Annotated in this window: 21 protein-coding genes; 14 read left to right on the top strand and 7 right to left on the bottom strand. The window is 65.1% G+C overall.

The annotated features are described in order from the left end of the window. Window position 1: 1 nt before the first annotated feature. From ACV22Z_RS02890 to ACV22Z_RS02880, 3 genes are all read right to left on the bottom strand, one after another. A complete protein-coding gene (locus tag ACV22Z_RS02890; RefSeq protein ID WP_448074803.1) occupies window positions 2–367 on the bottom strand; it encodes a copper resistance CopC family protein in 366 nt (121 codons plus the stop codon). An 18-nt stretch (window positions 368–385) separates the two neighbouring features. After that, the gene (locus tag ACV22Z_RS02885) at window positions 386–1,285 is read right to left on the bottom strand and encodes a hypothetical protein (protein ID WP_448074802.1); all 900 of its coding nucleotides are present in this window, start codon (window positions 1,283–1,285) and stop codon (window positions 386–388) included. Window positions 1,286–1,386: 101 nt separating this feature from the next. After that, window positions 1,387–1,692: a DUF2946 domain-containing protein gene (locus ACV22Z_RS02880; protein ID WP_448075149.1), complete on the bottom strand. Its 306-nt coding sequence runs from the start codon at window positions 1,690–1,692 to the stop codon at window positions 1,387–1,389. Between ACV22Z_RS02880 and ACV22Z_RS02875 the strand changes: the two genes are divergently transcribed. Then, on the top strand, window positions 1,588–1,806 hold the full coding sequence (locus ACV22Z_RS02875) for a hypothetical protein (RefSeq protein WP_448075175.1): 219 nt from the start codon (window positions 1,588–1,590) through the stop codon (window positions 1,804–1,806). The genes ACV22Z_RS02880 and ACV22Z_RS02875 overlap by 105 nt on opposite strands. 145 nt (window positions 1,807–1,951) lie before the next feature. On the opposite strand, the gene ACV22Z_RS02870 is transcribed toward ACV22Z_RS02875, so the two are convergent. Beyond that, window positions 1,952–2,407, bottom strand: coding sequence for a four-helix bundle copper-binding protein (locus ACV22Z_RS02870; protein WP_448074801.1), 456 nt, complete (start codon window positions 2,405–2,407; stop codon window positions 1,952–1,954). A gap of 189 nt (window positions 2,408–2,596) precedes the next feature. On the opposite strand from ACV22Z_RS02870, the gene ACV22Z_RS02865 reads away from it, so the two are divergent. The 4 genes from ACV22Z_RS02865 to ACV22Z_RS02850 all read left to right on the top strand — a co-directional run bounded on the left by ACV22Z_RS02865 (window position 2,597) and on the right by ACV22Z_RS02850 (window position 5,386). Continuing rightward, window positions 2,597–3,034 carry a DUF2946 domain-containing protein gene (locus ACV22Z_RS02865; RefSeq protein ID WP_448074800.1) on the top strand — a complete coding sequence of 146 codons (438 nt, stop codon included), beginning with the start codon at window positions 2,597–2,599 and terminating at the stop codon, window positions 3,032–3,034. 147 nt (window positions 3,035–3,181) lie between these two features. Next, window positions 3,182–4,249 carry a transporter gene (locus ACV22Z_RS02860; protein WP_448074799.1) on the top strand — a complete coding sequence of 356 codons (1,068 nt, stop codon included), beginning with the start codon at window positions 3,182–3,184 and terminating at the stop codon, window positions 4,247–4,249. Beyond that, window positions 4,239–4,805 (top strand): peroxiredoxin family protein, encoded by a 567-nt coding sequence (locus ACV22Z_RS02855; RefSeq protein ID WP_448074798.1) that lies wholly within the window; start codon window positions 4,239–4,241, stop codon window positions 4,803–4,805. The genes ACV22Z_RS02860 and ACV22Z_RS02855 overlap by 11 nt, the downstream gene beginning before the upstream one ends. A gap of 359 nt (window positions 4,806–5,164) precedes the next feature. Beyond that, on the top strand, window positions 5,165–5,386 hold the full coding sequence (locus tag ACV22Z_RS02850) for a hypothetical protein (protein WP_448074797.1): 222 nt from the start codon (window positions 5,165–5,167) through the stop codon (window positions 5,384–5,386). A 66-nt stretch (window positions 5,387–5,452) separates the two neighbouring features. Here ACV22Z_RS02850 and ACV22Z_RS02845 read toward each other — a convergent pair whose 3' ends face one another. From ACV22Z_RS02845 to ACV22Z_RS02835, 3 genes are all read right to left on the bottom strand, one after another. Beyond that, on the bottom strand, window positions 5,453–7,591 hold the full coding sequence (locus ACV22Z_RS02845) for an Agd3-related carbohydrate deacetylase (protein WP_448074796.1): 2,139 nt from the start codon (window positions 7,589–7,591) through the stop codon (window positions 5,453–5,455). Between the two features lie 74 nt (window positions 7,592–7,665). Beyond that, window positions 7,666–7,875: a hypothetical protein gene (locus ACV22Z_RS02840; RefSeq protein ID WP_448074795.1), complete on the bottom strand. Its 210-nt coding sequence runs from the start codon at window positions 7,873–7,875 to the stop codon at window positions 7,666–7,668. A 450-nt stretch (window positions 7,876–8,325) separates the two neighbouring features. Further along, complete coding sequence (locus ACV22Z_RS02835) at window positions 8,326–9,030, bottom strand: Crp/Fnr family transcriptional regulator (RefSeq protein WP_448074794.1); 705 nt, start codon at window positions 9,028–9,030, stop codon at window positions 8,326–8,328. Between the two features lie 188 nt (window positions 9,031–9,218). Here ACV22Z_RS02835 and ACV22Z_RS02830 point away from each other — a divergent pair, with 188 nt between their 5' ends. From ACV22Z_RS02830 to ACV22Z_RS02790, 9 genes are all read left to right on the top strand, one after another. After that, window positions 9,219–9,986 (top strand): class II aldolase/adducin family protein, encoded by a 768-nt coding sequence (locus tag ACV22Z_RS02830; RefSeq protein WP_448074793.1) that lies wholly within the window; start codon window positions 9,219–9,221, stop codon window positions 9,984–9,986. Between the two features lie 416 nt (window positions 9,987–10,402). Then, the gene (locus ACV22Z_RS02825; protein ID WP_448074792.1) at window positions 10,403–11,488 is read left to right on the top strand and encodes a porin; all 1,086 of its coding nucleotides are present in this window, start codon (window positions 10,403–10,405) and stop codon (window positions 11,486–11,488) included. Window positions 11,489–11,511: 23 nt separating this feature from the next. Continuing rightward, the gene (locus ACV22Z_RS02820) at window positions 11,512–11,673 is read left to right on the top strand and encodes a hypothetical protein (protein WP_448074791.1); all 162 of its coding nucleotides are present in this window, start codon (window positions 11,512–11,514) and stop codon (window positions 11,671–11,673) included. A 252-nt stretch (window positions 11,674–11,925) separates the two neighbouring features. Next, entirely contained in the window at window positions 11,926–13,926 is a 2,001-nt protein-coding gene (locus ACV22Z_RS02815) for a hydantoinase/oxoprolinase family protein (protein WP_448074790.1), read from the top strand. After that, window positions 13,923–14,387 (top strand): acetone carboxylase subunit gamma, encoded by a 465-nt coding sequence (locus ACV22Z_RS02810; protein ID WP_448074789.1) that lies wholly within the window; start codon window positions 13,923–13,925, stop codon window positions 14,385–14,387. The genes ACV22Z_RS02815 and ACV22Z_RS02810 overlap by 4 nt, the downstream gene beginning before the upstream one ends. Window positions 14,388–14,406: 19 nt before the next feature. After that, entirely contained in the window at window positions 14,407–16,536 is a 2,130-nt protein-coding gene (locus ACV22Z_RS02805; RefSeq protein WP_448074788.1) for a hydantoinase/oxoprolinase family protein, read from the top strand. 14 nt (window positions 16,537–16,550) lie between these two features. Then, the gene (locus ACV22Z_RS02800; RefSeq protein ID WP_448074787.1) at window positions 16,551–18,797 is read left to right on the top strand and encodes a hydantoinase B/oxoprolinase family protein; all 2,247 of its coding nucleotides are present in this window, start codon (window positions 16,551–16,553) and stop codon (window positions 18,795–18,797) included. Beyond that, complete coding sequence (locus ACV22Z_RS02795) at window positions 18,794–18,976, top strand: hypothetical protein (RefSeq protein WP_448074786.1); 183 nt, start codon at window positions 18,794–18,796, stop codon at window positions 18,974–18,976. Before ACV22Z_RS02800 ends, ACV22Z_RS02795 begins: the two co-directional genes overlap by 4 nt. Continuing rightward, on the top strand, window positions 18,960–19,805 hold the full coding sequence (locus tag ACV22Z_RS02790) for a hypothetical protein (protein ID WP_448074785.1): 846 nt from the start codon (window positions 18,960–18,962) through the stop codon (window positions 19,803–19,805). Before ACV22Z_RS02795 ends, ACV22Z_RS02790 begins: the two co-directional genes overlap by 17 nt. The last annotated feature ends 8 nt before the right edge of the window (window positions 19,806–19,813 follow it).

Raw genomic sequence — 19,813 nt, 5'->3', positions numbered from 1 at the left:
GTCACTTCACCGTGAACGTGTAATGCCCCTGCGTGCGATGCCCGTCCGCGGCAATGGCAACCCATGACACTGTGTAGACGCCCGAAGTCAGCGGGTTCAGTGCCACCGACATGTGCTTCCGGTTCGATGAGTCGACGACGGCCTTGCCGCTGGTGACCGCGTTGCCATGCGCATCCGTGACGGTGATCGAGCTGAACGCGGGCTCGAGCCCGTCGTCGAAATCGATCGCGACGTCCTTCTGCGACGCGGGGACGGTCGAGCCGGCCGCCGGCGCCTGATGGGTCGGGTACGCATGCGCATGCGCGAGCTGGCAGCCGGCGAGCGCCAGCGCGGCAATGGCGGCGCGTGCAGTTGAGTGCGGTTTCATAAGAGAGCTCCTTGCCGTTCAGAACAGCGGCTTGCCGATCGAGTTCGGGAAGATGTCGTCGAAGTAGATATGGGCTTGCACCAGGATGCCCGTATGCGAGCCGGTCGCGCGGTTCACGGGGATCTGCGCCTCGATGCCGAACTGGCCGTAGCGGTTGATCCAGATTACGCCGGGGTTGATGGTGCCTGTCGTCTGCCCGGCGCACGCGCCCGCCGTGCAGGTGCTCATCGGGAATTCAACGACGGGGATCAGGTTCGCGAACGGCTGCGGCAGTCCGAGATCCTTCACCTGCGATTGCAGGTAAGGGATGTTGTATTGCACCGTCACGCCCCAGCCGAGCGAGTTCGGTCCGGTATCGGACGACGCGGTCGTCAGGTTCGGGCCGATCGTGCCGGTGACTGCAAGCGGCCGCAGATAGCCGAGCGACGCGGGCAAGTCGCCGAAACCCTTGCCGAAATAGACGGTCGGCGTGAACGTCGAATACGCGTTCGCGATCGCCTTGGCGCCAGTTCCGCCGAGAGTGGCGAGCAACCCTACCGACGCCATGAATTCGTGCGGCGCGTTCGTGTAGACGAGATACTTGACGCCGAGCGTGATGTCGTCCCAGCCCTTCGCGGTGCCATCCGGCGAGTTCTGGCTCGCGTAGTTGCTCGCGATGCTGAACGCGAGGTTCTTCGTGATCAGCTTGTCCCACTCGTACGACACAGTGTTGACGTTCATGTCGTCGCCGTTGCTGTCCGGCGACTTGATGTGGCTGAACTGCACGTTGAACTCGTCGCCGACGCCCGGATCGTCGACGGCCATCGTCGCCGGAAAGACGCGGTCGCCAACGACCGCGTGAGCAGTGGCGTCGAATGACGCGATGCTTGACGCAAGCGCGCATAGCGCAACGGCGCCCCATTTGAATGTGGTTCGCATGATTAGGTCCCGATTTTCAATGATTGAGAGATGTCGGCGCAACGGATGCGCGACGACCCGCGATGTCGTTCAACGACACCGCGGGAGAACCTCAACGAAGGTCAGGACAGGGCGGGAGGAGCGCGCGGTTGAGCCGGCGTCCGCACCGTGTAGGGGCGGAACGCCGCGACGACGACGGGGGGAGGAAAAGCGGGCCGCAGTGGCGCGACGCTCGATGCGACGGTGACGCTAGGCAGGGCCGGCGAGTGCGCAATCAGTCCGCAATACGGGCACGCATCGCCCAGCGGCGACGAATCGGAACCATGGTGGTGCCCGGCATGGGCATCCAGCGCAACCGCGACGGCCGGATGATGGTGATGCAAATGATGCGCGTGATGCTCGACATTGCCATTCGAGCCGCGCAGCACCTGGGACACCGTCGGCGCGACCACGCTCAGCAGGATGGCAAGCATCCCGAGGTAAGCCCCGATCTTCAGGCGGCGGCTGAACATGGCGGTGAAATAAAGCGTCGATTCAAATAAACAGTATGCGAAAAATCGACGCCAGATTACCCGGCGTTTCCATTAGGCGAAGACTGAAATCACCCAAATAAAACGAAGCTGAAGTGCCGGCGGACGCGTGAAAGCGTTTCCGCGACTTGACGGCAGCACGCGTCCGCCGCCGGCTTCAGGTCGCCAATGCTGCCCGGCACGCTTTGGCGCACGTGCGGCATGATTCCATGCAGGCCTTGCACGGCCCGTGCTGGTCCGCATGTTTCGCACACTCCGCCGCGCAATCGCTGCATGCATCCAGTGCGATTTTGGCAAGCGCCGGAACATGGGGCGAGTTCTGATAGGCAAGCTGCTGGAGCGCGGTGCAAAGAGAAAGCATTTGCGACACGCTCGTTGCACAGGCGGCCAGGTCCTGGTTCCCGCTGCCCAGCAGACGGATGCAGTGGTTCACACAGGCTTGTCCTGTCGACAAGCACGCGCCTGTCGAATCGGCAAGCGCCTGGTAGTGACCGCCATGATGCAGGTGAGAGGTTTCTGCGGGGGCGCTTTCCTGAGCCGAAACCCGTTCGATCGTTGCCAGTGCGGAAAGCGCCAGCAGACCGGTACCGAATAATGCGTCGCGTCTGTCCATGTGAGAATCTCCAGAGAAAATTCACCGCAACGACAACACGTCTGAAAGCCCGCATTCGCAGCCGCGGAGGAAAGCGGCAGGAACCGGCAAATCCTAACACCAATGGCGCGCTGATGGATCACTCGGGCTGATGCGCTTGCCGGACGCATCAGGTGCGGATCATGCAACTCGGCAATACAAAAAAATGCCGTGTTGCGCGGATCGCAATTTTCCGCGCGCCGCCGCCCGTTTCAACTAGAATGCACGCACTTTCCGGCACCCGCCATCATGACCGCACGTTCCCGCAACCGATTGACCGCCTGGCTTGGCCTGTTCGCCATGTGGCTCGTCGTCTTTGCGCCGATCGTGAGCCAGGGCCTCGCCGCTCGCGACGCGAATACGCCGACCGCACCGATCTGCTCGGTCGACCGGCAGCCCGACACCGACAATCACGCGCCGGCGGTCCACTTCGATGCGTGCGGATATTGCGATCTGCTCGCCCATCACGTGCCGGCGCCGGCATCCGCGATACCGCAACTGCACGCGGTCGAAAGCTACGGCATCGCACAACCTTCAGTTCCGCTTACGTTCGTCTCTCGGGACGTACGCCGGGCAGCACGCCCCCGGGATTCACCGTCCTTCATCTGACGCAACCATTTCCGGCCATATAAAGCGCTTCCGCCGAATTGCGCGGAACGCCTTTGGCCGCTCGTTTGCAATTCGGACACGCCGCATCGTGCATCCGCGACACGCGGATCGCGCGTGCGCGTCCATGCCAGATGAAAGTTGGATGACATGCGAATCGAATCGAAGAAAACCGTCGACGCGGCCCTCGCCGCGCTCGTCTGCCTGACCGGCCTGACCCTGCCGATAGCCGCCCGTGCGTGCGCAACCTGCGGCTGCTCGCTGAGCACCGATGCCGCGATGGGCTATTCGGCGATGCCCGGCTGGCGCATCAGCCTGGATTACACCTTCCTTCCGCAGAACCAGTTGCGCAGCGGAACGAGCGCGGTGTCGCCCGGCGTGCCGGCGGCGATCAACGCGGCGGGCGGCAGCCAGGAAGTCGAGCACCAGACGATCAACCGCTACTGGAACCTCGGCATCAACTACAGCCCGAACCCGAAGTGGAACTTCGGCGCCATCGTCCCGTTCATCGACCGCGGGCACTCGACGTACGGCAACGCGACGCCGGATCAGCTCACCTCCGACAACCTGAGCGGCGCCACGAGCAAGGGGCTGGGCGACATCAAGCTGATCGCCAGCTATCAGGGCTTTCTGCCGACACACAATCTGGGCGTGCAACTCGGGGTGAAGCTGCCGACCGGAAAATACGGCGGCCAGAACGTGCTGACGGGTGCCACCGTCGGCCGCAGCCCGGTGTTCTTCTCGTCGGGCCCGAACAGCGCGGGCGGCCAGACGCTCGATACGAGCCTGCAACCCGGCACCGGCAGCACGGACGTGATCGTCGGCGCGTATTACTACCAGCCGGTCAGCCAGAACTTCGACGCATTCGTCAACGGCCAATTCCAGTCGGCCGTGATCGAGAATCTTCACGGGCTCGGCCAGGATTTTCGGCCCGGCAACCAGGCGACGGTCAGCATCGGTCTGCGCTACGAAGAGAACCCGAGGATCGTCCCGCAACTCCAGATCAACGTGACCCGCAAGAGCGCGGACCAGGGTGCACTTGCCGACACCGCCAACACGGCGGGCACGGTCGTCTATCTGTCGCCCGGTGTGACCGTGAACGTCGTGAAGAACCTGAACGTATATGCGTTCGTCCAGAAGTCGCTGTACAGCCGCCTCAGCGGCTATCAGCTATTTCCGCGCTGGTCGGGCACGGTGGGGGCGAGCTATGCGTTCTGACATGGACAGGTGGCCGCGCACCGGTTGCGGCCGGTCGCGGCGCGACTGGCTGCGCACGGCCGCAGGCGTGGCGGTGGGTGCCTGCGTCGGCGGCTGGCTGCCGGCCGCGCAGGCCGGCAGCCTGGCAGTCGGTCGTCCCGCACCGGGGCTGGTTCTGCACACGCTCGACGGACAAAGCATCGCTACCGAGGATCTGCGCGGAAACGTCGTCATCCTGACCTTTTGGGCGACGTGGTGCGAGCCCTGCCGAACCGAGCTGCCGCTGTTGTCCGCGTATGCCGCGCGTCATGCGGCGAAAGGCTTGCGCGTGCTCGGCTTCAGCCTGGACGGGCCGGAGAGTCTTGCGGATGTCCGGCAAGTGGCAGCCGGCTTGAGTTTTCCGGTCGGCCTGCTGGGCAGTGCTTACGCCGGTGCGTATGGCCGCGTCTGGCGCATTCCGGTGAACTTCACGATCGACCGGAACGGCCTCCTCGTCGACAACGGGTGGGATGATCCGAAGCCGGCCTGGACCGCTGATCGCCTCGAGCGCGTCGTCACGCCGCTGTTGCGTGGTTGATCGGCACCCGCGTCGCGCTGTGGTGGCCGCACGGAACAGCGCGCATCGGGCGTGCGTTGCGGCCTGATTCGTTCCGTGACGGCGCTTGTCGTTGCAATCAACCTGACCATACGAACAATGAGATGTTTCATTTATCCAGAATCGCCATCGCGCGTGCCTTGCAAAAAACGCAAGACTCGTTCGCGCACCTTATACGATCGATGACAACGGGGCGGCATGACCCCATGTATCCGGGCTGAGTCGTCTCGCGAATGTAACGGCGTAACGAGTTGAAACAAGCCTGTAGCGGATCGGCATTTTTTAGCAGGCTAGGATGTGTCGGACGGCCGGATAGCGACTCACGTCGATTGGAGAAGCGAATGCTCAGTCCCCACGAATTGTCCACGTTGCTGCTGGTGCAGCGTTCACCGTATCAAGTGGAAGTCCAGCGCCTCGATTTCGTGACGCTCGAGCGCCAGGCGCTCGTCGAGATCGAGCGGCGCGACAGCGGTGCGCGGATCGCCCGGTTGACGCAGCGCGGCTCGGAGTTGCTGCGCAAGCTCGGCGGGACTGACGCCGATCGCGCGATTCGACACGGATGACGCCCGCCTCGCGGCGGGCGTCTGTCTTGCGGCGGACGTTACCCAGCGCGCATGCCGGAACGGTGTTCACTGCCACGCGGGTGCAGGCGTGATCTGCGTCGTGTAAGCGGTGGCCGGCAGCAGCGTGATCGTCGAGATGTTCTGGCCGCCGTAGACCTCCTTCGTCGTGCCGAACGTGACGCCCGTCACCGGCACGGTGACCGATTGCCCGTCGGTGCGCGACGCGCTCACGACAATCGACTTGCCGGGCGTGAGCGTTGCCGCGACGCTCGACGTGTCGTACACCATCCGCTGGACCGCGAGTGTGCCGATCGTCGACAGGTAAGGACTCTCGATCGGCAGGTTCTTGTAGTACGCGTTGTACTTCGTGAAAGTCGCGTTCAGCAGGTCGCCAAGCAGCGTGCTGGTGCCGCTGTACGCGCGCAGGTTCGTCTGGTGGAACATCATCGGCCGGTTGTCGTACGTGAGGAGGTAGACGACGAGCTGGTCGGACACCTTGTCGATCACTTGCGCGTAGGTCAGGTCATAGCCCCAGCGGGTCGGGTCGATTCCGTTCGCACCGTAGAAGTAGTTGTATTCGGCCACCCATTCGGACGGCTGAGACACGTTGTAGAACAGCGCGGTCGCATAACGCGGCACTTCGAAGATACGTTGGTTCACGCAGTTGTACTTGCCCGCGTTGAACGCCGGAAGCGGCCACGCCACGCCATTGTTGTTCACCGGGCATCCGGACGTGCCGACGGGCGGAGTCGGCTTCGAGCTGTCGGACACGAGCACCTGCGTGCCGAACGATACGAGCGCGCCGAGCGTCGTTGCGTTATACAGCCCCGAGATTTCCGGCGTCACGAGCGTGCTCGTGCTGAAGGTCCTGAACCGGAACCGGTTCGCGACCTTCAGGTTGTTCTGCATCTCGGTTGTGACTTGCGCGGCGGTCGTCGTGTACGGCGGATCCAGCAGCTCGTGGTCGTACGTGTGGCTGATCCATTTGAAGTTGTACTGGAGCAACCCGACCTGCGGCGACAGCGAGTCGGTGCCGCTCGGCGGATAGTCGCCCAGGCCATCGTATCCCTTGCTATAGCCTGAGCCGTTGAACGCCATCGTCAGCTTGACCGCGGACGCGTTCGGGGTCGACAGGTTGATGCCCGACTGCCACGAGACAATGTTGTCAAAGTCCGCGCCGGTCGTCCGGTATTCGCAGCCGGTGAGGCCGGTCGCCGGATTCGTCGAGCCGACCGGGCTGCCAAGCGGGCATTCGCCGGGCGGGCTCGTGCTGGTGGTCGCGCCGGTCCTGACGTCATACCACAGGCCGGTGGCTTCGGATTGCGCGTACGGGTAGATCTCGTCGGGAATGCCGTTGTCGTCCACTTGCGGATCGATGTACACGTGGCGGCTGCCGAGGAACAGCCCGCGCGTCAGCCAGTTCGCGATCCCGTAGGACAGCGTGATCGAATGCGTCAGGTACTGGCTGTTGTCGAACATCAGCGACATCGTTTCGCGCGACACGCTGTCGCCGGTGAGCGGCGTCGTGTTCGCGAACAGGCAGGTCGCGCCGACCGAATAGGTGGCGCCGGACGAGGTCGCCTGCATGAACGGCGTGACGGTCGTGCCGGTCGGCAGCGGGCTGGCGGCCGACGCGAGATAGGTCCATGCGCCGGAGATCGTGAGCGGATTGGCCGTGGTGGTGCCCGCGTTCATGTACGGGAAGATCGCCTGGCCGGCGGCCGTCAGCAGCGACGGCAGCGGCGTCGCGGTCGTGTCCTGGTAGTTCACGTACTGCATGCAGCCGCTGTCGCTCGGCCACGTATAGAAGCTCGCGAGCCGCACGTTGTACTTGAACTGGTAGCGCGCGAGCGTTTGCGCGAGCGCACCGCCGGCGAACGGGTTCGTGTAGCGGTAGTCGCTGATCGGCAGGATGATGCCCTGGTACAGCGCGTGGTCGCCGTTTTCCAGCGTCGGCAGTGTCGGGTTGTTGGTGTCGTACGAGTAGATCGTGTACGGAATACCCACGCGATCGAGGATCGACTGGGCGGCGGCCAGTTCGGGTGAACTGCCGGCCTGCTGGCGCGCGATGATCAGGATCTTCAGGTCGATCTGGGCATCGCTCGGCACCGCATGACTGACGCTGGCCGCCGCGCAGAGTCCTGCCGCGACGACACAGCGCGTCAAACGCCCGAGCAGGCGGGATAGCGTTTGCAAAGCGCTCATGTCAAACCTCACGCATCGTGTCCGAAGCTTCGGACGAGTCCCCCGAGATTCAGAAAGCGGTGTGATGACTGTCTTTATTGATTCGAAGTCCGATTTGTTATCGATGACTTGTGGACGGTGTCGTCCGGATGCGGCCCCGATGGCGTTTGCTTTTGCTTGCCAAAGGACTGCGTGCTGGACAGCATCGCGCCGTCGCTGTGCGCGCGTTGCTTGCCGTCGGCGAATGCGGCCGGCGACGCAAGCGCGGCGGCCGCGACCAGGCCGGACAAAAGGCAGGGCAGCATTGCGCCCGCCCGACGTGAAGACCATTGAGGTCCTGGAGTGTGCATGGTCCTCTCCCAACGAGGCTGACGTCGCTCGACGTGTTGCAAAAATGATCGATGCGGGCGCAACGGGCTCGCGGAGGCACCGTGCCGGGCGCCTATCCGGGCGTCGGCGGGTTCGAAACGGCGCGCTCCCGGGGCAGCCGGCCATTCGATCGGATGTGCGAGAACCGTGCGGGGACGGGCTCTCGATCGACTGGGCGCGCGATGGCCTTGATGGGATCTTGCGTACGGTCGAGTCCACTCATACTGGAAGCGAACACCGTGCCATCCGACGCAAGCCATTGATTTTGCGCAAGTAACGCGTCGTAATCGTTTTCTGCCCCTAAAGAATGTTTCAGCGACGAAGCGGCGATCCGGATCGACGCGAATTGCGACGCCCGGCCTGCATGGCTTGAGGTATCAGGAAGCTTACGGATTGCCTGCGGCAACGCTCGCTGCCCGCAATCGTTCGATATCCAGAATGGCGATTTCCCCGGATTTCAGGCTGATGATCCCGTCGCTTTCAAGTTGCTTGAGCAACTGGTTCGTGGTTTGCCGTGACAGCGACACCATCGATGCGAGACGCTCTTGCGAGAGCCGGATTCGGCTCTGCGTCGCATTGAGGCCGCCATACCCTTCGGCGATCATCAGCAGGCGGCTTGCCAGGCGTTGCGCCGCGGGCAGCGAGGCCAGCGATTCGACGTTCCTGAACGACAGCCTGATGCGCTGCGCCATCAGCAGCGCAAAATCGCGCCAGTAGCGTGGCTCGGTGTCCAGCACGCTCAGCAGCGCGGCCTCCGGCACATGCATGAACAGCGCCCGGCTGGCGGCGATGGCATCGTGTGGACGCGGCAGCCCGTCGAACATCGAGATTTCCCCGATCCACGCAGTCGGGCCGAGCACCGCGTGCAGCATTTCCTTGCCGTCGGCGCTGACTGTCCCGATCGAAAGCGTACCTTCCAGCACCGCGTAAAGACCGTCGGATGGGTCGCCGCACCGATACAGCCGTTGCCCCTTTTCCAGCCGGAGCAGCGTCGCGTGGCTCACCAGGTAATCCCGCAGCTCGACGGGCAGGCCCCGGAACCAGGGCGTCGATTCGAGTTGGGGGCGATACGGGCGCAGCCTGGAATCCATGGATCTCTCGGCGTGTCGGCTATGCGACAGACTATACGTGGGGATGCCGAGATCATACGTCGACCGCTCTGGCGACGTGTCGAAGCCGGCCCACGCGCATCGCGTTGCGTCATGCCGGCCCGGCGCGCACGCGCCGCGCGCCACCGCAGTTTTTTCAATGGCTGTCCTCTTGAACAAGGAGTATTGACGTGGCCTCATCCGATACCAGTCTGAAGCAGTCGGTTTCTGCTGCCGAATGGGAAGCACGAGTCAACCTCGCGGCCACCTACCGCCTCACCGCGCTGTTTGGCTGGGACGACCTCGTGTTCACCCATATCTCCGCTCGCGTGCCGGGCCCGGAGCACCATTTCCTGATCAACCCGTACGGCATGATGTTCGACGAGATCACCGCGTCGTCGCTGGTCAAGGTCGACCTCGACGGCCGCAAGGTGTCCGACTCGCCGTATGACATCAATCCGGCCGGCTTCACGATCCACAGCGCGGTGCATGCGGCGCGCGAGGACGCGCACTGCGTGATGCATACCCACTCGGTCAACGGCGTTGCCGTGTCGGCGCAGGAAGCCGGCCTGCTGCCGCTTTCCCAGCAGTCGCTCGGCGTGCTCGCGTCGCTCGGCTATCACGACTACGAGGGCATCGCGCTCAATGAGGACGAGAAGCCCCGCCTCGTGCGCGACCTCGGCAGCAACACGTACCTGATGCTGCGCAACCACGGCCTTCTGACCGTCGGCGCGACGCCGGCCGACGCATTCGTCGCGATGTACTTCTTCGAAGCGGCGTGCATGATCCAGGTCCGCGCGCAGTCCGGCGGCTCGACGCTGCTGCCGATCGCGCAACCGATCCTCGACGGCATCAAGCGGCAGATCGCCGAGGTGACGCGGGGCGTCAGCGCGGGCGCGCTCGTGTGGCCGGGGCTGCTGCGTCGGCTCGAGCGCCGGAACCCCGGGTATGCGGACTAGCGCAATGACACAAGCGCAGCGAGCGGCACGAGCGTGATGGGCCTGCCTCGCCGTTCATCACGCCGCGCGTCGTAGCGCATCAAACGATGGCTTCCCGACACGGGAAGTCCGGCCATCGGCGCCATGCCGCCGATGGCCCGCTCCGATTTCCGGTTCATTCCCGAGGTGGCCGAACCGCAAGGTCGCCGGCATCCTGATCCGGGGAATCCATGCTCCCGAACTACCCGAACGGGTAGCGATCACCCGCGTTCCCGAAACCTACACTACCTCCCCGACAGACGCCGCGAAGCGACGCGGCCTTCTCTGTTCTTCTCCGTGTATTCGGCCACGAACCGACGCGCATCGGCACGAAGGGCCGGCGCGCGCATGCGAGATACGGCATTCCAACAGCAAAAAAACATCAGGAGACGAATCGGATGAAGTGCTTGCCATTCCACACCCGCCTCGCCGTCGCGGCCGCCGTGTTGGCCGCGGCCGCCGTGCCATCGGCCCGCGCGCAAAGCAGCGTCACGCTGTACGGTGTCGTCGACGCCGGGATCCTTTACACGAGCAAGTCGGTCAACCCCGCGACCGGCCAGAACGCCGGCCACCAGTTTTCGATGATCACGGGGGGCATGACGCCGTCTCTGTTCGGGTTGAAGGGCGTCGAAGACCTCGGTGGCGGCATGAAGGCAATCTTCGCGCTCGAAAGCGGCATCGACGTCTCGAACGGCGGCTTTGCCGATTCGAACGGCAACCTGTTCGGCCGGCAGGCCTGGGTCGGCATCGACAGTCCGTACGGCACCATGAAAGCCGGCGTGCAGCTCTCGCCGTTCGTGTTGTCGCTGATCTCGACCGACGCGCGCGGCGTGTCGTATTTCGGCAGCGGCGTGCCGATCTACGTCGGCGGCGTGCTGGTCACCGGCATCTTCAACGCGAACGCGATTTCCTATACGAGCCCGACGATCGCAGGCTTCCAGGGCGCCGCGCTGCTGGCACTCGGCGGCACCGCCGGCGATTTCCAGGCCGGACGCCAGTATTCGGCAAGCCTGAGCTACACGTACGGCCCGCTGCTCGTCAGCGCGGCGATGTACAACGGCAACGCCGGCGGCACGGCCGCGTCGACGCCCGTGCCGAGCACGGTGCCGTTCTCGGGGCGCACGATCGGCGCGAGCTACGAGTATCGCGACCTGACCGTGAAAGCCGCGTTCGTCAACTTCAAGATCGCGGGCTCGTTCGACAACCGGGTGTACAGCGGCGGGCTCAGCTACCGGTTCACGCCGGCCGTGAATGCAGACGCCGGCGTCTGGTACACGAGCGACGGCAACGATACGCGCAACCATTCGGTCATGGCCGCCACGGGCGTGACCTACAGCCTGTCGAAGGCGACGCTGCTCTACGGGCAATTCGGTTACGTGAACAACCACGGGAAGATGAATACGGGGTTGTCGACGAACGGGGCGCTTTTTGGCGCCACCGGGTCGACGTTCGGCACCGCGGTCGGGATTCGCCACCTGTTCTGAGGTCAAGCATGGAGGAATCCGAAATGAAGATCGTAATCGGCTTCGGAACACGCCGCGTATTCGTGTTCGGCGGCACGAGCGGCATCAACCTCGGCATCGCGGCTGCGTTCGCGCGGAATGGAGCGTCCATCGGCGTCAAGCCGGCGATCGAGCGCGCGGGCGCGCACGCGGCCGGCCGGCGCTGACGCATGCGCGTGCCGGATACGGGCAATCCATATCCGACGACTACCCGGACGGGTGGGGTGGCGCGCCAGGCGGCCACCTAGACTGATTCCACGACGTACACAAACAGACAGGAGACAACGTGCATCCCCGATTCCTTCCGCTGTCGCACGGTCGACCGACCACGCGATGCGTTCCGATCGACCTTCCCCGCGACGCGCAGACCCGGCCGACGAGCCGGGCCTGAACGGGCCTTTCAACCAGCGAGAGAGTTCATGACCATCTCATCCGATTCCATTCACGACGTGCGGTCGAGTGCAGCGAGCGTCAGGTCCGCACGGCATCGCCTGATCAACATCGACAACGGCGGCACGCTGACCGACATCTGCGTGATGGACGGCGACAGGATCGTCCGCACGAAGACGCTGACGACGCCGCACGATCTGTCGCAGTGCCTGTTCGACGGGCTGCGCAAGGCGTCCGAAGCGGTCTACGGCAAGGAGGATCTGGAGGCACTGCTGCTGTCGACGGCCGCGATACGCTATTCGACGACGCAGGGCACGAACGCGCTCGTCGAGCGCAAGGGGCCGCGGCTCGGGCTCGTGGTGGGCGGCGCGCTGGCAGTCGAGCACGTGCGCGCTGCGGATGGCGCGGCCGGCTTGTTCGACGCCGTGATCGGCGACCGCGCGGTGACGTTGTCCGACGCATCGGCCGAGGCCGACGTCGTGCGCGCGATCGGCGAACTCGCGGCGTCGGGCGCGAACCGGATCGTCGTATCGATCGGCGGCCCGCGTCGCGCGGAAGTCGAGCAGCAACTGAAGCGCAAGCTGCTGCGCAGCTTCCCGCCGCATCTGCTCGGCGCGCTCCCGATCCTGTATGCGCACGAGGTTGCCGACGACGCGAACGACGTGCGCCGTACCTGGACCGCGCTGTTCAACGCGTTCCTGCATCCGGCGATGGAGCGCTTCCTGTACAGCGCCGAACAGAAGCTGCGCGACGCGCGCGCGCAGAGCCCGCTGCTGGTGTTTCGCAACGACGGCCATGCGGGCCGCGTCGCGAAGACGATCGCGCTGAAGACATACAGCTCCGGTCCACGCGGGGGGATGGAGGGCACGCGCGTACTCGCCGCTCATTACGGGCTGAAGCATCTGCTGTCGATGGACATCGGCGGCACGACGACCGACATCGGTGTCGTCGACAAGCGTGGCGTGCGCGCGGACCGCTACGGCAACGTCGAAGGCGTCGCGACGTCGTTCGCGCTGTGCGACGTGGTGAGCGCGGGCGTCGGCGGCAGCTCGATCATCCGTGCCGAAGACGGCCGGATCGCCGTCGGCCCGCAGAGCGTCGGCAGCGCGCCGGGGCCGGCCTGCTTCGGCCTCGGCGGCACGCAGGCGACGATCACCGACGCATTCGCGCTATCGGGGCTGCTCGATCCGGCGTCGTTCTTCGGCGGGAAATTGCAGCTCGACAAGGCGCGCGCGCGTCAGGCAATCAGCGCGCACGTCGCCGATCCGCTGAAGATGGGCGATCGCGAGGCGCTTTCCGCCATGGAAGCGGCATGGGTGAAGAAGGTCGCCGACAGCCTGACCGCGTACACGGCGATCCGCCCCGATACGACGCTGGCAGCGTTCGGCGGCGCGGGCGCGCTCGTCGCATGCCGCGTCGCGGACGCGATCGGCGTGAAGCAAGTGCTGATTCCGGGGCTCGCGGCCGTGTTCTCCGCGTACGGGATCGGCTTCTCCGACGTCGGTCACAGCTTCTCGGCGCCGCTTGCCGATGCGAGCGACAGCGCGCTCGCTGCGGTGATCGACACGTTGCGCACGCAGGCGTCGCGCGCGATGTTCGGCGAGGATGCGGCGATCGACGACTGCCGGCTGATCCTTGCGCTCCAGATTGCATCCGCTGACGGACACACGACCGAACATGCGCTGAACGGCGCGACGTTGCCAAAGGACCTGCCGCCGGGCGCAACGTTGTCCGTCTCGCTGACCGCGATCAAGCCGATGCCGAAGGCGACGCTCGACGGCAGCTTTGGTGAAGGCGGTCATCAGGTCGCGATCACGCGCGGCACGCGTCTCGTTGTCGTCGATGGCCGCGAGGCGGAGCTGCCGCTCTATTGCGTCGGCGATCAGCCGAAGGGTGTCGCCGTGCGCGCGTCTGGGCCGGCCGTGCTCGAGGAGGATTTCTTCACCGGGCGCATCGACGCCGGCTGGCACTTCGAAATCAATGCGGCGGGAGACATTCTGCTCTCCCGTGAAGAGGAGAACGAACAATGAAGGTCATGATTACCGAAACCCTGCGCATCGATCTCGATACCGAGCAGTGGGAATGCCGCCGTTGCGGTCATGCCCACGTCAGCGCACGCGACAACTACAAGCGCGGCCTGCTTGTCCACGACCGCGACCCGAGCGAGATCCACAAGCCGCTGCTCGATCCGGCACTGTACGCGCGCACGTATTCGCCGGATCCGGACTGGTGCCGCATTCTCGAATACTACTGCCCGAACTGCGGCGTGCTCGTCGAGGCCGAGTATCTGCCGCCTGGTCATCCGCCGCTGCACGACATCGAGCTCGACATCGACGCGCTGAAGGCGCAATGGAGCGATCGTCAGGAAATGACGGAGCCCGCGCAGGCCCCCGACCTGGCGCTCGAACGCGTGAAGCTGCAGCGCGCGCTGCATGCGGCCGCGCATCATCGGCATACGGTCGCTGGCGACGCCGGCAAGTCGTCCACTTGAGATACGGGGAGAAGCCAGCATGAAACGTGTATCCGTCGACATTGGCGGCACCTTCACGGATTGCTTCGTCGCCTGGGGCGACCGGTGCGTCGAAGGAAAATCGCTGACCACGCATCACAACCTCGCGGTCGGCTTCAACGATTCGCTCGCCGACGCGTGCCGGCAGATCGAGCTGACGCCGTCGAAGCTGCTGTCGGAAGTCGATTCGGTGCGCTACGCGACGACGCTCGGCACGAACGCGCTGATCGAGCGAAAGGGCCCGCGCGTCGGCCTGCTCGTGACGACCGGCTTCAAGCACACGGTGCCGTTGTCCCGCGCGCGCGGCTACGGCGAAGGCCTGTCCGAGCCGGAGCAGATGGACATTCCGAACGCGGCGCGGCCGGACCCGATCGTGTCGATTCCGCTGATCCGCGAGATTCGCGAGCGGGTCGACTACGCCGGACAGGTGTTCTGGACGCTCGACGAGGACGATGTGCGGCTGCGGATCCGCGAGCTGGTCGACGCCGGCGCGCAGGCGCTCGTCGTGATGTTCACGAACAGCGTCGTGAACCCGGTGCACGAACTGCGTGTGCGCGAGATCTTCCTGGAGGAATACCCGGCGCACATGCTCGGCGCGATTCCGATGCTGCTGTCGCACCAGGTGGTCGGCCGCAAGGGCGAGTACTCGCGCGCAACGTCGTCGATCATCGACGCGTATCTGCACCAGATCATGTATCACGGGCTCGGCACGCTCGAACTGAACCTGCGCCAGCAGGGCTATACGAAGCCGATGCTCGTGAGCCACAACTCGGGCGGGATGGCGCAGCTCAATTCGACCGACGCACTGCAGACCGTTCACTCGGGGCCGGTGTCGGGGATCGCGGCGAGCGAGTATCTGGCGGCGGCCGCCGAGCTCGGCAACGTCGTCGCGACCGACATGGGCGGGACGAGTTTCGACATCGGGATCGTCGTGCAGGGCGGGCAGAAGTTCTACGACTTCAATCCTGTGATCGACCGCTGGCTCGTCAGCGTGCCGATGGTGCATCTCGTCGCGCTCGGCGCGGGCGGCGGCTCGATCGCGCGCTACGAGCGGATGTACAAGACCGTCGAGATCGGCCCGCAGTCGGCCGGCTCCGATCCGGGTCCGGCCTGCTACGACCGCGGCGGCCAGCATCCCACCGTGACGGATGCGGACCTGCTGCTCGGTTATCTGGATCCGAAGAACTACGCGAACGGCCGCATTCCGCTGAATCCGCGACGTGCGAAGCAGGCCATGCAGGACGATCTGTGCGACGAACTCGATCTCGACGTGATCGAGACCGCAAAACTGATCAAGAAGCAGGTCGACGCGTCGATGGCAAACGGCATCGCGACCGAGCTGCGAACGCGCGGCTACGAGCCGAAGGATTTCACGGTGCTCGCGTATGGCGGCAATGGTCCGCTGCATGCGTGCGGGATCGCGTCGGCGCTCGGCATCACGAAGGTGCTGGCTCCGCCGTATTCGTCGACGTTCTCCGCGTGCGGCGCAGGGACGGTGAACCAGATGCACATCCACGAGATGAACACGTGGACCGTGCTGTTCAACCCGAACACGAAGTCGTTCTTCATGGATTTCGACACGTTCAACCAGGGCGTCGATGAACTGGAGCGGCGCGGGCGCGAGGATCTGGAGCGGCAGGGGATGGACCCGTCACGGATCCGGTATCGCCTCGAGCTGGACATGCGCTACGGCAACCAGCGCGTGCAGACGGCCGTCGTCACGCCGATTTCGCGCCTGAAGACGCAGCGCGACGTGCTGACGCTCATGGAGCTGTTCCACAAGAGCTACGGCGAGCGCTTCGGTGAAGGATCGCAGAGCCCGGAGACCGGCGTGCGGATCAACACGCTGCGCGTGTGCGCGTACGTCGAGCAGCCGTCGGTGAAGTTCGCGAAGCTCACGGTCAGCGACAACCCGCTGCCGCCGCCGGAACCGGTCGGCTACCGCGACTGCCATTTCGTCGGGCACGACGGCCCGCTTCGCACCGCGATCTACGACGACCTCGCGCGCGCGGAGCGCACGCAGATCGAAGGGCCGGCCGTCATCACGACGCGCGCGACGACGTTCCTCGTCGAACCGGGATGGATCTATCAGGCGACGGCCCAGGGCGGCGCGTGGTTCCTGCGCAAGTAAGGAGGGAGTGCGAGATGCAAAACGAAATCAATACCGAAGAACGGGCACTGCTCGACAAGTTCATCGCCGACAACACGCTGTTTCTCGGCCCCGATCCGGAGATCATGCGCAATCACAGCATCCTGCCGCGATCGAAAGAAGAGAACGAGGTGCTCGAGCGCGGCATCGATCCGCATCAGGTGCACCACGTGCGCGGGCTGATCAACTCGGCGCTGTCCGAAGCGTTCACGATGGTGAACCAGATGGGCGCCGCGCCGGGCGCGAAGTGGGGCGACCTCGTGACCGCGATCTATACCGCGCAGGGCGACCTGTCGATGATCGCGCCGCACGGGATCATCGCGTTTGCCGCATGCTGCTTCTATCCGATCCGCTTCATCATCAAGAACTGGACGAATGATCCGACGGTCGGCGTGAAGGACGGCGACGGCTTCATTCACAACGACGCGCGCTACGGCGGCATCCACAACACCGACCAGTCGATGATGATGCCGCTCTACTACAAGGGCGAGCTCGTTTGCTGGCTGTCGTCGACGATCCACGAGGGCGAGAACGGCTCGACCGAGCCGGGCGGGCTGCCCGCGAAGGCGGAAAGCAAATATGACGAAGGCATCAAGATGCCGCCGTTCAAGATCGTCGAGAACTTCGAGCTGAAACGCGATCTCGTCACGTTCCTGCAGAACTCGGTGCGCGACCCGCGCCTGCAGCTCGAGGACATGAAGGTCAAGCTGCATGCGGTGCTGCGGCTGCGCGAGCGGATCATCGCGCTTCTCGATCAGTACGGCCGCGATGCGTTGATCGGCACGCTGCGCACGCACCTCGAGGACGTCGAGACGGAAATGCGCCGCCGCATCCGCGAGCTGCCCGACGGCACGACCCGCGTGCTGCAGTTCATGGACTCCAGCCTGCGCGAGAACGCGCTGCAGAAGATCTCGTGCGCGATCACCGTGAAGGGCGACCGCATGATCATGGACTTCCGCGGCTCGGCGCCGCAGTTCCTGAACCGGTCGGTCAACACGAACATCGCGTCGTTCAAGGCCGCGCTCTGCACGGGCCTGTTGCAGAACATCTGGCCGGACCTGCCGCATACGATGGCCGTGCTGTCGCCGATCGAGATCATCACCGACCGCAACTCGATCCTCGATGCGGAAGGCGAGATGCCGCAGGCGATGAGCCTGATGCCGCTGTTCAAGGGATGCGTCGTGTGGACGATTCCGATGAACAAGCTCAGCTACAGCCTGCCGCATCGCTACTCGGCGGTGATCGCGTCGCAGTACGACCAGGCGGCGACGTTCATCTACGGCGGCCTCACGCAGCACGGCGACGTGACGGGCAACTTCTGCGCGGACATCAACGGCAACGGGCAGGGCGCGCGCAGTCATGCGGACGGCGAGCATTCGATTTCGCCCGTGTTCGGCTTCATGTGCGACACCGGCGAGCACGAGATCGCGGAAGAGGATACGCCGATCATCCGCCTCGGCGCACAGCGGCTCGCGAAGGACCGGATCGGCTGGGGCAAGTATCGCGGCGGGATGGGCTACGAGCAGATCGCGACCGCGCGCGGCTCGGGCCTGTGGGGTTTCATGACAGGCTGCGAGGGGTCGAAGTTTCCGTCCGCACAGGGACTGTTCGGCGGCTATTCATGCCCGAGCTATCAGCTGATGAAGATCAAGGGCATCAACATCTTCAAGGTGCTCGAGGACAATCCGAAGGCGGTCGACGCGTTCGACATCGTCGATCTGATGAACAAGCGGCCGATCCCCGGCGGGCAGTACAGCAGCCACGACATGGGCATGACGTTCGAGATTTGCAACGAAGGCGAGATCTACATGATCTGCCAGGGCTCGGGCGGCGGCTATGGCGACGTGCTCGAACGCGATCCGGAACTCGTGATGAAGGACCTGCGTGAAGACCTGATGTCGCCCGAGAACGCCCGCGACATCTACAAGGTGGTCTACGACGAGGAGACGCTCGTCGTCGACGTCGAGGCGACCGCCGATGCGCGCGCGGCCGAGCGGCTCGCCCGGATCGCGCGTGGCAGGCCGTTTGACGCGTTCTGCAACGAATGGGTCACGCCGGAGCCGCCCGCAAAGGTGCCGTACTTCGGAAGCTGGAACGACCGCACCGAAATCTATGCGACGACGCTGGGTCAACGCGTGAAGATGCCGGCCGACCAGATGCAGGGCGCGTACATGCTCGATCCGAAGGACGTGCGCATCGCGGAACTCGAGGCGCGGCTCGCTGAGAAGGAGGTGCAATCATGAGCCGGCTCGATGGGCACCGCGCGGCGGTCACCGGTGCGGCGCGCGGCCCTGCGATCGCGCAGCGGCTCGCCGCCGCAGGCGGGCACGGCGCGTCTTCTTGCGTGACCGGTGCCGACCTCGTGACCGACGGTGGCGGCGCCGCGTATCGAACAGGGAGGCGCCATGCCCCGGGTAACTGAAGCAAACCGTACGCGCCGGCTGCTCTGGCTCAATCACGCCAGCTACAGCGCGCCGTTGCTCGCCGGCGGCAACCCGCCATGGCTCGACAGTGCCGCGTGCGTCGCGTGGGCGCGCCAGGCGCACGGGCTGCTCGGATCGGACGTGCTCACGCTGCCGCTCGCCGACGTCGCAGCGGTCTGGGTCGCGCGCGATGCCAGCCTGAAAGCCGACATGGCTGCGAAAACGAAGCGTGCGCATCTGCCGCTGAAGGCGTGCCTGACGAGCGCGCCGCTGCGCGAACACGCAGCGGCGCTCGCGGCCGCGCTGCGTGCCGCGCTGCCCGACGCGATCTTCACGCTCGTGCTGCCGTCGCCGCGGGACTGGGCCGCTCATGCGCTCGCGCTGGCGGGCGGCTCGTCCGATACCGACGTTGACGAAGACGCAGCCGACGCGGCCGCGTCCTGCATCGCGGATTTTCTGCGGGTGTTCGCGACGGCCGGCGTCGACGCCGTACTGTTGCGCGAATCGCGCGCATGGGACGCGGGCGAGGTGGCGCTGTGGCTCGACCTCCATCAACCGGTGGCGAACGTCGCGCGGCACTACGGCTGGGACTGGGGCATGCAGTTGCCGGCGACGGTCGAGTTCGACGGCGAGCAGGCCCCCGACTTCGCGATTGCGCCATCGGCGTGCGGTCGGGGTCCGACCGGGCTCGTCGTGCCGGAGACTTTCTGGCAAGGTGACGATTTGCCGGCTCCGCAACCGAATACGTTTGACGTTGCGGACATTCCTGCGACCGCGCATCCGGAAGCCGTCCTCGCGCGGCTGGCTCTCTTACGTGAAAGGCAATGAAATGAAAC

It is taken from the genome of Burkholderia sp. PU8-34, assembly GCF_053427725.1.
This window is presented reverse-complemented; position numbering and strand designations above follow the sequence as displayed.

Coding starts and splice junctions, on each gene's coding strand:
- ACV22Z_RS02845 (WP_448074796.1), bottom strand. CDS start 7,591: ATGAGCGCTTTGCAAACGCTATCCCGCCTGCTCGGGCGTTTGACGCGC.
- ACV22Z_RS02860 (WP_448074799.1), top strand. CDS start 3,182: ATGCGAATCGAATCGAAGAAAACCGTCGACGCGGCCCTCGCCGCGCTC.
- ACV22Z_RS02870 (WP_448074801.1), bottom strand. CDS start 2,407: ATGGACAGACGCGACGCATTATTCGGTACCGGTCTGCTGGCGCTTTCC.
- ACV22Z_RS02800 (WP_448074787.1), top strand. CDS start 16,551: ATGCAAAACGAAATCAATACCGAAGAACGGGCACTGCTCGACAAGTTC.
- ACV22Z_RS02810 (WP_448074789.1), top strand. CDS start 13,923: ATGAAGGTCATGATTACCGAAACCCTGCGCATCGATCTCGATACCGAG.
- ACV22Z_RS02825 (WP_448074792.1), top strand. CDS start 10,403: ATGAAGTGCTTGCCATTCCACACCCGCCTCGCCGTCGCGGCCGCCGTG.
- ACV22Z_RS02805 (WP_448074788.1), top strand. CDS start 14,407: ATGAAACGTGTATCCGTCGACATTGGCGGCACCTTCACGGATTGCTTC.
- ACV22Z_RS02855 (WP_448074798.1), top strand. CDS start 4,239: ATGCGTTCTGACATGGACAGGTGGCCGCGCACCGGTTGCGGCCGGTCG.
- ACV22Z_RS02795 (WP_448074786.1), top strand. CDS start 18,794: ATGAGCCGGCTCGATGGGCACCGCGCGGCGGTCACCGGTGCGGCGCGC.
- ACV22Z_RS02835 (WP_448074794.1), bottom strand. CDS start 9,030: ATGGATTCCAGGCTGCGCCCGTATCGCCCCCAACTCGAATCGACGCCC.
- ACV22Z_RS02790 (WP_448074785.1), top strand. CDS start 18,960: ATGCCCCGGGTAACTGAAGCAAACCGTACGCGCCGGCTGCTCTGGCTC.
- ACV22Z_RS02890 (WP_448074803.1), bottom strand. CDS start 367: ATGAAACCGCACTCAACTGCACGCGCCGCCATTGCCGCGCTGGCGCTC.
- ACV22Z_RS02885 (WP_448074802.1), bottom strand. CDS start 1,285: ATGCGAACCACATTCAAATGGGGCGCCGTTGCGCTATGCGCGCTTGCG.
- ACV22Z_RS02840 (WP_448074795.1), bottom strand. CDS start 7,875: ATGCTGCCCTGCCTTTTGTCCGGCCTGGTCGCGGCCGCCGCGCTTGCG.
- ACV22Z_RS02815 (WP_448074790.1), top strand. CDS start 11,926: ATGACCATCTCATCCGATTCCATTCACGACGTGCGGTCGAGTGCAGCG.
- ACV22Z_RS02820 (WP_448074791.1), top strand. CDS start 11,512: ATGAAGATCGTAATCGGCTTCGGAACACGCCGCGTATTCGTGTTCGGC.
- ACV22Z_RS02850 (WP_448074797.1), top strand. CDS start 5,165: ATGCTCAGTCCCCACGAATTGTCCACGTTGCTGCTGGTGCAGCGTTCA.
- ACV22Z_RS02875 (WP_448075175.1), top strand. CDS start 1,588: ATGGTGGTGCCCGGCATGGGCATCCAGCGCAACCGCGACGGCCGGATG.